8 protein-coding genes are annotated in these 10365 nt (G+C 51.2%); 3 read left to right on the forward strand and 5 right to left on the reverse strand.

Annotated features, from left to right (window positions below; translation table 11 throughout):
• Nucleotides 1–6 precede the first annotated feature (6 nt).
• Together PGX44_RS03690 and PGX44_RS03695 are read right to left on the reverse strand one after the other, a co-directional pair.
• Nucleotides 7–1989: a penicillin-binding transpeptidase domain-containing protein gene (locus PGX44_RS03690; RefSeq protein WP_498854300.1), complete on the reverse strand. Its 1983-nt coding sequence runs from the start codon at nt 1987–1989 to the stop codon at nt 7–9.
• Nucleotides 1970–3409: a CCA tRNA nucleotidyltransferase gene (locus PGX44_RS03695; RefSeq protein WP_498854301.1), complete on the reverse strand. Its 1440-nt coding sequence runs from the start codon at nt 3407–3409 to the stop codon at nt 1970–1972. Before PGX44_RS03695 ends, PGX44_RS03690 begins: the two co-directional genes overlap by 20 nt.
• Before the next feature lie 231 nt (nt 3410–3640).
• Here PGX44_RS03695 and PGX44_RS03700 point away from each other — a divergent pair, with 231 nt between their 5' ends.
• The 3 genes from PGX44_RS03700 to PGX44_RS03710 all read left to right on the forward strand — a co-directional run bounded on the left by PGX44_RS03700 (nt 3641) and on the right by PGX44_RS03710 (nt 7750).
• Nucleotides 3641–4903 carry a M20 metallopeptidase family protein gene (locus tag PGX44_RS03700; RefSeq protein ID WP_498854302.1) on the forward strand — a complete coding sequence of 421 codons (1263 nt, stop codon included), beginning with the start codon at nt 3641–3643 and terminating at the stop codon, nt 4901–4903.
• Between the two features lie 161 nt (nt 4904–5064).
• The gene (locus PGX44_RS03705) at nt 5065–6372 is read left to right on the forward strand and encodes a DUF3100 domain-containing protein (RefSeq protein WP_186502884.1); all 1308 of its coding nucleotides are present in this window, start codon (nt 5065–5067) and stop codon (nt 6370–6372) included.
• Nucleotides 6373–6430: 58 nt separating this feature from the next.
• Entirely contained in the window at nt 6431–7750 is a 1320-nt protein-coding gene (locus tag PGX44_RS03710; protein ID WP_498854303.1) for an amidohydrolase, read from the forward strand.
• Nucleotides 7751–7881: 131 nt separating this feature from the next.
• Here PGX44_RS03710 and PGX44_RS03715 read toward each other — a convergent pair whose 3' ends face one another.
• Genes PGX44_RS03715 through PGX44_RS03725 form a run of 3 tightly spaced genes read right to left on the reverse strand, consistent with a single transcriptional unit; the run spans nt 7882 to nt 10282 of the window.
• Nucleotides 7882–8310: a type III secretion system chaperone family protein gene (locus PGX44_RS03715; RefSeq protein WP_498854304.1), complete on the reverse strand. Its 429-nt coding sequence runs from the start codon at nt 8308–8310 to the stop codon at nt 7882–7884.
• Between the two features lie 27 nt (nt 8311–8337).
• Complete coding sequence (locus tag PGX44_RS03720; protein ID WP_498854305.1) at nt 8338–9561, reverse strand: multidrug effflux MFS transporter; 1224 nt, start codon at nt 9559–9561, stop codon at nt 8338–8340.
• Entirely contained in the window at nt 9548–10282 is a 735-nt protein-coding gene (locus tag PGX44_RS03725; RefSeq protein ID WP_498854306.1) for an HAD family hydrolase, read from the reverse strand. Before PGX44_RS03725 ends, PGX44_RS03720 begins: the two co-directional genes overlap by 14 nt.
• Nucleotides 10283–10365 lie beyond the last annotated feature (83 nt).

Genomic DNA, 10365 nt, shown 5'->3' on the forward strand with positions numbered 1-10365 from the left:
TCCCCTTTAATGTAAGAACGTAACTTGTACATCGGAGCCATCAGGTACATACGTGCCTGCCGGCGGATTCTGATACACAGCATGACCGGCACCGTTCGGCACAAAGCCCAGCCCTGCCCGGTCAAGCCAGTCGTTGACTTCCCGGTTATCCCAGCCCAGGAACGACGGCACCAGGATACCTGCATCAGACCGTTTTACATCCGGAATCACCCGGGCCGGTTTAGGCTGTCCGTCCGCCTTTTGCGGCAACCCCGCTAAGGACGTCGCTTCCGTAGGACGCAGGCCTTTGATGCGGACAATCTGGGTCATCATTTCTTTAAATACAGGCGCCGCTACTTGGGCACCATAGTATACACCACTCGGATTATCTACGACGATCAGTACAACATACTGCGGATCTTCCAAAGGCCCAAAGCCAACGAAAGAACCGATGTATTGATTTTCTGCATAGCCTGTACCTTCTGCATTCAAGCGCTGGGCTGTACCGGTCTTGCCGCAAAAAGCATAGCCGTCAACCTTGGCATTTTGCCCGCCGCCAGACGCAATCTCTTCGGCCATAATTTTGCTGATTGTCTGGCTGATTTCCGGCGAAATAGGCTGTCCCACTTCGACGGGTTCCGCTTTTTTATAAATGGACCCATCGGGATTGTCAATTTCCTTGATGACAAAAGGCTTCATCATATAGCCGCCATTGGCAATGGCACCAAACGCCTGGACCATCTGTAAGGGCGTTACGGCGTTCCCTTGGCCAATGGCCATAATCGCTTCATCGATCTTGCTCATCGAATCAGCGTCAAAAAGAATCCCCGAGCCTTCACCTGGCAGCTCTATCCCTGTGGGCTGGCCAAAGCCAAAGCGGTGCGCATATTCCGTTTCTATTTTACCGCCCATTTGCATGCCAATATAGGCCATGGCCGTATTAATGGAAAACTTAATGATTTCCTTCAGCGTCACATTGCCCATACCCGCATCATCCCAGTTATGGATCGTACGATCGTCAATGTCGATATAGCCCACATCGTGATACACGCGGTTGACATCCCATTTTCCCGATGCCAAAGCGGCGGCTGCCATAATCGGTTTAAACGTCGAGCCCGGTTCATACAAATTGACGACGGCCCGGTTCTTGTAGGCTTCCTGATTCCCTTTACCGTAGTCATTGGGATCGAAATTCGGACGGCTGGCCATGGCCAGGATTTCCCCCGTTTTAGGATTCATAACGATCACCGCAGCACCAGAGGGATGATTGCGTTTCATAATGCCATCGAGGCCCTGTTCGGCCACATACTGGATCGTACTGTCGATAGTCAGCTGTACGGACCGTTCTTTATTAGGCAGTATTTTTTCCAAAGCCGAATCCAAAATAGGGATATTGTGACTGTCTGTCAACAGCTGATAGCGTTCTACGTCTCCCTTGATTTCCTTATCGAGGACCATTTCTATACCGTCTAAGCCACGGTCGTTTTCACCGACAAAGCCGATCAGCTGAGCTGCCATCGTACCGTTCGGATAAAAGCGGTGGCTTTCATTATTAAAGCGCAGGCCCTGCAGTTTCTGATCCTTGATCAGTTCCGCTACGGCTTCGTATTTATCGTGATCCATTTTCCTATCGAGCCAGACAAAGGCTGTATCCCGTTGCAGCCGTTCCTGAATCTGGCTTTCGCTAATACTCAGATAGGGTGCCAGGAGATGGGCCATTTCTGCTGGTGAGCGGTTAATCATCGTCGGATCGGCATAAAGTGACTTTGCCATTTCGCTAATGGCCAGAACGCGGCCATCGCGGTCAAGAATGGTACCACGGGGCGACGTAATTTCCCGGCTTTCTTCAGACTGGGCATCGGCCATGGCATTCATATCCGCCCGCCGTACGACTTGCAGCCAGAATAACTCGCCAAATATCAGTACGACAAGGATAAACATGCAGATAATACAACTGGACATGCGCCGGCGCATCTGGTTGTCTCTTTTTTTATCTTGTTTGGTCTTCATGATTTTTTTCACCCTGTCGTTTCAGCCATTTTTCGGCTGCCTTATACAATACATCCGGATCATTATCCAGCTGTCCGTTTTGCACACGCTGTAACAGGTTGTGCAGACAGGCTCCTGTTTCTTTGCCGCACCGCCTAGTAAGGCGCCGGTCGTAGTGGAGGTCTTTAGTAGAAACGGGCATAGCCCGGGCCAGGTCAGCCATGAAGCGGCCAAATTCTTCTGTCCCCCGGGTATTGGCTTCCGTACGGCCGCAGCCCCAAATGTCACCGACAGCTACAGCTGTCGCCTGTTCTACCGCATCGGTCAATTCTTCTGTGCGGCGAAAAGGCCCCTGCAGCGCTTCATGGCGCAGCCATTTTTCCAAATCCCCTTCGCCCGTATTGGCATAATAGTGAAACTTCATATGTGTCTGCACGAGCCAGGCTACGCGTTGCACAAATGCCGGCCGTTTCCCCCAGCGTGTCAAAATAGCCGCAGCCATTTCTGCCCCTTTGTTGTCATGTCCATAGTCGGTAAAACGGCCCTTATGAATTCCACGAATGCCAGGCAGGCCTTTAGCCACATCATGAAACAGCATGGCATAGCGGATTGTCAAATCGGCCGGCGTATGCGCTACCGCTGCCAGCGTATGAAACCAGGCATCAAACACATGAAACGGCCGTGACTGGGGCGTTTCCGGCAAGTGGCTGAGTTCCGGTAAAATAGGGACTTCCCGGTAGACACCGTTTTCCTTTTGCCGGCAGCTGCAAGCCCCCAGCCCACTCCGTACGAGCACATCGAGGCCCTTGCTGACCTCCGGCGTCAGCATGAGGCGGTCAATTTCCTGTACGACCCGCTCCAAGGAGAGACCCTGTACGCGATAAAAAGCTGCCGGCATAGCCCGCAGCATTGTTTTATCCGGTATAAAGCCGAGCTGGCCTGTAAAACGGCAGGCACGGAACAAACGCAGGGCATCTTCCGTAAAGCGGCGCGTAGCATCTCCGACGGTGACCAGGCGCTTTTTGTGCAGATCCTTCTGTCCGCCTACGTAATCATATACGGTCCCATATTGATCCATTGCCAGAGCATTCACCGTAAAATCACGGCGTAACACATCTTCCCGCAAGGTATCTGCATACCAGACCGAAGCCGGCCGATGACTGTCTGCACCATAGGCTTCCCCACGAAAGGTCGCCGTTTCAATGGTCATCCCGTCGACAACAAGGACGACAATGCCAAAGCGTTCGCTATTTATTTCTACTGTATGCCAGCCTTGCGCCGCACCGACAGCGCGGATCTCTTCCGGCCGCGCAGATGTAGTCACATCATAATCATGGGGTTCGCGCTGCATCAATATATCACGTACAGCACCGCCGACCAGATAAGCCTCATACCCGGCTTCTTCTAAGGCGTGCAGTACGCTGCGTACAATCCGGTTCAACAGGAATTCCTCACTTTCTATTACGAAAGAGAATATACTAAACGGGAGCTCTCCCCTTTTAGTATACCAATTATACTATAGTATACCTGTGAAATACAAGTTTGACCCCCGACCATATGCCTGGCCTGCACGGGCAAGAATAATATATTTGTAAAATATTAAAAAAACACTGTTTTTATTGATTATTTATGCTATAATTTAGAAAGATTATTCTCCAAGGAGGAACCTACTATGGCTATTAACTGTAAACAACTGGTTGAAAAAAATATTCCTTTACTCATCGAAATCCGTCGTTTTTGCCACCGCCACCCGGAACTCTCGTGGCAGGAAACACAGACCATGGCCTATATTGAAGAGGAACTGACAAAATTTGGTATTGCCTGGCAGCATATCGATAAAGGCGGCATCCTGGCCCGCATTGACGGCCAGGCACCTGGTAAAACGCTGCTCCTGCGTGCTGATATCGATGCCCTGCCGATCACTGAAAGCGAAAGCAATCTTTCCTGCCCTCGTGTCGTCCGTTCGGAAACGCCTGGCGTCATGCATGCCTGTGGTCACGACGGTCATATTGCCATGCAGCTGGTCGTTGCTAAACTGCTACAGGAAACGAAAGACCAGTGGAACGGTACGGCGGCCATTCTTTTTGAACAAGGGGAAGAAGATTCACCGGCTATGCGCTATATCGTCCCCTATTTAGAAGAAAAAAGCGGTCTTTCCATAGACAGCTGCTACGCGACACACCTGCGCTGGGATGTTCCCGTCGGCAAAGTAGCGATTTGTGATAATGCCCCCATGGCCGGCGGTTTCCGCTTCCGCGTCCGCATTGCCGGCAAGGGCGGACACGGTTCACGTCCGGATCTCGCCTACAGCCCGATTGATTGCTTCACATCCTTCCATACACATTTGCAGGAGCTGCGTCTGCGGGCCATTGCCCCGCAGGAATGCCTGACCGTTTCCGTCGGCAGTGTCCATAGTGGCGAGCTGCAAAACGTAGTTCCTGACAGCCTCGAATTTGCCGGTACGTGCCGCTTTTTCAGCTATGATCATGCCGGCCGCCGCTTCTTTGATGAATTTTTCCGTCTCCTGAGCAATGACTGCGATACCTATCATTGTACCTATGATATTCTCGACATGCCCAAGCCTCTTTACGAAGTACAGAATAATCCGGTCTGTGTAGACCTGGCCAAAAAGGCAGTCACAGAAACACTCGGCGCCGGCAGCCTGACCCAGTGCGAACCGTGGATGGCATCGGAAACCTTTGCCATCCTGACCCGTCTCTATCCGGGCCTCATGACCTTCACAGGGATTGCCAATCCGGAAAAGGGCAGCGGTGCCAACCACCATACGCCGCAATTCGATTTGGATGAAGACGCCCTGGCCGTAGGTGCTACGACGGGTTTGGCTTATGCACTGGAATTCTTCAAGACCCAGCCGGAGCTGCCCTTTGAACGGACAGACGAACCGCTGAACGAGCTGGCAGCGCGTAATGTATAATTATATTTTCCTATAATGCAAGCTCGGAAAAGACATTTGTATTTATAGAGTAAATATTGTAAAATGAGCATACACCTATATAAGGTGCCTGCTCATTTTATGTCACACGTGCCAATCGGCCGTGTATTTGCTTGATTTATTTTTAAAGGAGGCTACTATTAGTGGACTTAGTAAAAAACTGGCGCATCCATCTCTTTGCGCTGATCCTCGTCATCGTAGCCGAAACCATTGGTATCCAAAAGCACGGCCTGGTCATTTTCCTGCCCATGCTCTACGCCCTGGTTCTCGGCGGTATTATCAGTTATCCTTCATTCCATATTTTAAATGAAAAACAGATGACCCGGGCCGGCAACCTGATGAGTATTACCATGTTGTTCCTCATCGCCAAGATTGGCTTAGGCATCGGCCCGAACCTGCACCTCTTACTGAACTCCGGCATTGCCCTGATCATGCAGGAATTTGGTCATTTCTTCGGTACGCTGATCTTCGGTCTGCCGACGGCCATTCTCTTAAAAATGGGCCGCGAAGCCATCGGCGCCTGCTACTCCATCGACCGTGAAGCCAACGTCGCCATTATCGCTGAAAAGTTCGGTATCTTCTCGCCTGAAGGCCGCGGCGTAATGGGCATGTACATTTGCGGCACCCTGTTCGGCGCGCTTTGGATTTCCATCCTCGCCGGCATCATCGCCCGTACAGGCCTCTTCCATCCTTATGCCCTGGCTATGGGCGGTGGCATTGGTTCGGCCAGTATGATGGCTGCTTCCGTCGGCTCGATCGTCGCCGTTTTTCCGGAAGAAACAGAAAAGATTACAGCCTTTGCCGGCGCTGCCAACCTCATGACCTCGGTCATCGGCATCTATTTCTCCCTCTTCATTTCCCTGCCGGTTACGATTAAAGTATATGAATGGGTAACAGGCCGTAAGAGACATGAAGAAGTCGCTGCTGGTGAAGTACAGGAAAACGCCGTAGCCGATACGATTGCTAAGGAAGAAGAAGAAGCCAAAGAAGTACGGGAAAAATCCTCCCTTGGCGACGACCTGTTCATTCTCTGCCTCACCGGTGTTCTGACACTGATTGGCAATTTCGTCGGCTTCAAAGTCAATCCGGCTGATGATTTTATCGGTTGTCTCATGATTATTGCTATCTGCTTTGCCGGTATTCTCATCGCCCGTATCCCGGGCCTGAAGAAGCTGCCTGTCGTTTTCTGGGTTTCCATCATCGCTGTTATCGTATCCATTCCGTCCGTACCGGGCGCTACGACGATTACAGCCGCTACGAATCCGGTCAACTTCCTGGCTGCCTGCACGCCGATTCTCGCCTACGGCGGTCTCTCCCTGGGCAAAGATATTCCTGCTTTTAAACGTCTTTCCTGGCGTATTGTACCGGTTGCCCTCATGGTAGCCTCGGGTACTTTCATCTGCGCTACCCTCATGGCAGAAGTCATGCTCCACTTAGAAGGCGTTATCTAATACGAACCAAATAATCCGGCCCAGGCCGGATTATTTGCATACAAGGAGGTTTTACAGTATGACCAAAGAAGAACTGAAAAAACAAGTCTGCGAAGCAATTGACAAACGCTATGAAGAAATGGTTGCCTTTGGGGAATCCGTCTTCGCAGAATCGGAACTCGGCTATAAAGAAACAAAGACTTCGGCTAAAATCCAAAAGGAATTTGATAAGCTCGGTATTCCCTATACGACGGGCTGGGGCCTGACCGGCGTCAAAGGACGCCTGACCGGGGCCGCTTCCAAACGGACCATCGCCGTTATGGGCGAACTCGATTCTGTCGTCTGCCGCCGTCATCCATCAGCCGATCCCGTTACGGGCGCAGCCCACTGCTGCGGCCATAACGTCCAGGTTTCGGACATGCTCGGTGTAGCCATGGCCTTAAAAGATACGAATGCCATGCAGTATCTCGGTGGCGACGTCGTCTTCTTTGCCGTCCCCAGTGAAGAATGCATTGAAATTGAATACCGGGAACAACTGATGGAAAAAGGGAAAATTCATTTCTTTGGCGGCAAGCAGGAAATCATCCGCCAAGGCGGCTTCGACGATATTGATGCGGCCATGCAGATGCACGTCAACCCGACGGACGATCCGGAAGGTGACATCCGCATTAATGCCCGTTGCAATGGCTTTATCACGAAATTGATTGACTACCATGGCCACGCAGCGCATGCGGCAGCTGCTCCCCACGAAGGAGTCAACGCCCTCAATGCCTGCATGCTCGGTGTCATGGGTGTCAATGCCCTGCGTGAAACCTTCCAGGAAAAAGACCACGTCCGCTTCCATCCCATCATTACCAGCGGCGGGGACCTGGTCAACGTCGTACCGGATTTCGTCCGCATGGAAAGCTACGTCCGCGCTGCGTCAGCCGATGCCATGAAGCATTATAATGAAGCTGTAGACAGAGCCTTAAAAGCCGGCGCTGACGCCGTAGGCGCTACATGTGAAATAAAAAATATGCCGGGCTACCTGCCCATGTTCCAAAATCAGGCCATGTGTGACCTGCTGGAAGCCAATTCCAACGAAATCTTCGGCAAAGAGCACGTCGATGCCCAGCCGCCTTTCGATTCCGGCAGCACCGATATGGGCGACATTTCTTATATTATGCCCTGCATCCATCCCTATGTCGGCAGTGTCCACGGGGCCTTGCACAGTGCTGAATTCGATCTCTTCCAAAAGGAAACAGCCTATGCCAAGACGACCAAAGTTCTGGCCATGACGCTCATCGATCTGCTCTACGCCGATGCAGCTTCCTTAGAAAGTATTTTAAAGGGATATACGCCGCTCATGACGAAGGCTGAATATTTAAAATTCATGGAATCCTTACGCAGTACAAAATAAGCACACCGTACTAAAAGCCGTTGTCACAGACTGTAACCCGTCTGAGACAACGGCTTTTTTGCAGTCAGACAAACGAAAAAAGGCTATGAACCAGCCTGGGAGGGCAGCCATAGCCTTTAAACGTTTGCTGTTTAGATTTTTTCCATAATTTCTGTGAAATGCTCATTCAGGTACGGGAAGATGACCTGCTGAATGAGTACGTTGATCATTGCCGGATCAAACTGTTCTTCTGTAGCTGCAATGCAGCAATCGAGAACGATTTCGCCACCCTGTGCTACGTAGAATTTAAAAATCTTATACTGCTGGTTGCAAAGGTTCAGGAAATCTACGATCTTTGCCCGGTTGTCATCGTTGACTACCTGGCCGGCGATAATGACACGGGTAATGAAATAGATGCTGTCATCTGCCAGTACAACCAAGGGCAGACGCTGGCCCTTTACTTCGATGGAAGAACGGAAAACAACCGTATGCATCTGATCGTCTTTTACTTCTTCAGCCGTAAATGCCTTAGGATCGTGTTCGTCATAATAAGCCTTAAATTTTTCTGCTTTAGCGTTCATAATATCACCTCATTAGATTTTATAACATCATTGTATCATATCCTGCCTATTCTGGCTATGCGTATGAGCCGGATAAATAAGAAAATAAAATGATAGCAGTGCGCCGGCTTCACCAAAAACCATGACCAGGCCCATAGGAATCGCTGTATAACTTCCGGCAATACCGACGACAGGAGCCATGACAGCGCCGGAAATCATAGAAAAGAAACCGATCAATGCCGAAGCACTGCCGGCCTGTTTCCCCTGGGCCTGCATGGCCAGGGAAAAGCTCGTCGTCGACATAGACGCCAGCGTTGCCACCGTAAAGAAGAGAATGGTAATAATCGCATATACAGGCAGGCCGGCTAAAAAGCCCAGGAGCAGCAGTCCGCTGCCAATGAGGGCCACCCAAAGGACAACGCGCAGCATACGCCAGTCGGCAATGCGGCCGGTCAGGCGTCCCGTAACAGCGCCACTGATCATGAGGCCAATGCCATTGAGACCGAAAATGAGGCTAAACGCCTGGGGACTCACGTGATACACATTCTGAAAGACAAAGGACGAGCCGGAAATATAAGCAAAGAAAGCGGCAAAGGCAAAGCACTGCATCAGGCAATGGCCCATAAAATAACGGTCACCAAAGAGTGAACCAAACTGCTTCAGGCCACCGGCAGCGTTGCTGACCAGACGCCGTTTTTGCGGCAGCGTTTCCGGCATGAGCCAGGCACAAACGGCCAACACGATGCCAATGCTGACAAGAAGCCAGAAAATACCGCGCCATGAGGAAAAGCGCAAAATCTGGCCGCCAATCACCGGCGCTAAAATAGGTGCCAAACCATTGACCAGCATGAGCATGGAAAAGAGCTTTGTCAGGGCAGTACCGCGGCAAAGATCACGGGCAATGGCCCGGGCAATGACGATACCGGCACCACCGGAAAAGCCCTGAATAAAGCGGAACAACAATAACCAATAGATCGTGTGGGATAAAATGCAGGCCAGGGACGACAGGGAAAAAATGGCCATCCCCAAAAAAAGAGGCCGGCGGCGCCCTTTTTTATCGCTAACGGGACCGGAAATAATCTGGCCGGCGGCCATGCCTGCCATAGAGGCCGTCAGGGTCAGCTGGATCATGGACGGCGAGACAGCAAAATCGGCCATCATGGCTGGCAAGCCCGGCAAATACATATCTGTCGATAGCGGCGCAATCGCTGCCAGCATGCCCATAAATACAGTCATCCATAGCATCATTTTTTCTTGTTTAGATCTTACCATTACTATAACGTTCTCCTCTCTTTTCCTGCAGCCGGTCGATTAGCGCCGGCACGTCCCCCAAGGTCTGACACGTATGCCAGGCCGATGCCACCACTACGTCGGGCACGCGGACAAGATCCGGCACCCAAATGGCCGGGATACCTGCCGCCCGGGCAGCCAGCAGGCCATTGGCCGAGTCTTCAAAAACCAGTGCCGCTGCTGGCACAACGTGGAGCTGCTCACAAACGCGTTGAAAGATATCCGGCGCAGGCTTGCTATGCGCCAGTTCGGCACCGCTCTGAATAAGACAAAAATAAGACGTAAGGCCGGCCTTTTCAAGCAGCATGCGCACCGTCTTTTCAGAGGAAGACGAAGCAACAGCACAGGCAATGCCCGCCGTTTGGGCGTAGTCCAGACATTCCCTCAGGCCCGGCTCCAGCGGTGCGCCGGACTGTTCATATATAGCCAGCTGGGCTGCCGCCTTTTCTGTGTGCATGGCCTTATACGGAAAGTCCCTGCCAAAGGTTTGGAGAAAGACTTCTTTGATTTGCCGGTCGTTCATGCCAAAAATACGATCAAAAAAGGAATCGCTCAGGGTAATACCATATTTTTTTCCTGCGGCCCGCCAGCAAGGTACGGAAATCCGTTCTGTGTCAAACATAAGACCGTCCATATCAAAAATAAATAAATCCGGTTTGTACAGCAGTTGCAGCTGTTGCGCAGGTACTTCCCTTATTTCCAAAAGAGAGTCTCTCCTTTCCAATATAAAAGGGGATGTGACAAAATGAGAAATCATTTTGTCCACATCCTCTTTTTATTTGCATC

This window comes from Caecibacter sp. AF58-12pH5A (assembly GCF_027681725.1).
In the GTDB taxonomy this organism is placed as follows: domain Bacteria; phylum Bacillota; class Negativicutes; order Veillonellales; family Megasphaeraceae; genus Megasphaera; species Megasphaera hominis.